Annotated in this window: 1 protein-coding gene; it reads right to left on the minus strand. The window is 74.4% G+C overall.

From position 1 onward, the window contains the following. A partial coding sequence (locus IH44_RS0139915; RefSeq protein ID WP_232795283.1) for an ACP S-malonyltransferase occupies positions 1–1,024 on the minus strand: 1,024 nt, incomplete at its 3' end. Between the last annotated feature and the right edge of the window lie 129 nt (positions 1,025–1,153).

Genomic DNA, 1,153 nt, shown 5'->3' on the forward strand with positions numbered 1-1,153 from the left:
GGGTGGGGGCGGGAGTGGGCACAGTTCGGGGTGGGTGTGGGGGTGGGACGAACTGATGGATCGTCAGAGTCTTTATTTCGTCGGTGAGTTCGGGACCGCTGGTGCGGCGGCGCAGGGGCGCGAGGGCCCGTACGCCCGGTACGGTCGCCGTCACCAGGCCGCTGAGCACCCCGCGCGGTCCGCACTCGACGAACACCTCGACGCCCTCCGCGTGCAGCAGCCGGACCGCGTCCGTGAACCGGGTCGGGCGGACGAGGTGGGCGGCGACCAGTTCGGCGACCGCGTCGCCGTCCTCCACCCGGCGGCCGAGGATCGCCGAATGCAGCAGGTACCGGGTCGGACCGGTGTGCAGGGCGGCGGCCCGTCGGGTGAACTCGCTTGCCACGGAAGCCAGGAGGCGATGGTGGAAGGCGTACGGGACGGACAGGGCGGTCGCCCGGACGCCCACCGCCTCCGCCTTCCGCCGCACCCGCTCCAGGTCCTCCGCCGGGCCGGACACCACGCACTGGCGCGGGCTGTTGTCGGCGGCCACGCTCACGCCCCACTCGCCGAGCCCGGCCAGCAGGGCCGCCGTCCGGGCAGCGGACAGCTCCAGCGCCACCATGCCGCCGGGAGGCGGGGGTTGGGCGGCGAACGCGTCGTCCCGGGCGGCGACCAGGGCGAGGCCGTCCGCCAGGTCGAGGGCGCCGGCGGCAGTGAGGGCGACCAACTCGCCGAAGCTGTGACCCAGCAGGACGTCGGGGGTGAGGCGGTGGCGCTCGGTCAGGAGCCGGAACAGCGCCATCTCGGCGGCGAACAGGGCGACGTGCAGATCGGCCGGGGCCTCCCGCACCAACTCCTCCAGCGCCGGGGCCCGTTCGTCGAGCAGCAACCGGGACGGGGCGGCCCGGCCGAGCCGGACGGCCACCGCGTCCAGCTCCCGCAGGGTCTCCGCGACCAGCGGCTCGTCCGCGGCGAGCCGGCCCAGCACGCCGGGAAGGTAGGCACCCTGGCCGGGGAACACGAAAGCGCAGCGCTCGACCACAGCAACTCCTCAGTGCAGAGCGACACTTGGAAGAATCGGGAGTGGGAGGGGAGTGGGGGAGGCAGCCGGGAGCGGGAGCGGGAGTGGGAGGAGGAGGGGAGAGGTGGCCGGGAACGGGAACGGGAACGG

Source organism: Kitasatospora sp. NRRL B-11411, assembly GCF_000721345.1.
GTDB lineage: Bacteria > Actinomycetota > Actinomycetes > Streptomycetales > Streptomycetaceae > Kitasatospora > Kitasatospora cineracea.